The organism is Pseudomonas sp. 5Ae-yellow (assembly GCF_014077575.1).
Lineage (GTDB): Bacteria > Pseudomonadota > Gammaproteobacteria > Pseudomonadales > Pseudomonadaceae > Halopseudomonas > Halopseudomonas neustonica.
The window spans coordinates 1-253 of sequence record NZ_JACGWE010000155.1 but is presented as its reverse complement, the minus strand read 5'-3'; the positions used below and the strand labels follow the sequence as shown (position 1 = coordinate 253).

The following is a 253-nucleotide window of genomic DNA, read 5'->3' as shown; positions in this document are numbered from 1 at the left end:
GAACCCATCGGATATATACCGCCCGCAGAGGCTGAGGCAAACTACTATCGGCAACTAGCCAGTCAGGCTTCCAAGGTGGCGGCTTGACTTAAACCAAACAGCCTCCGCGAAACCCGGGGCGGTTCACCGTTTACCGTGGCCTTGACGCAGATAGCTGATCAGTTGTCGTTTCAACTCACCCCGAGGGTGCGCGTAGATTGCCAAGTAGATGCTTTCGTGACTCACATGAAGCTCGGGGCTGTCTGGCCAATGG

General features: G+C 56.1%; 1 pseudogene. It reads right to left on the bottom strand.

The annotated features are described in order from the left end of the window. Window positions 1-126: 126 nt before the first annotated feature. Window positions 127-253 (bottom strand): annotated as a pseudogene (locus H4J77_RS19680) (IS30 family transposase); the annotation flags it as partial.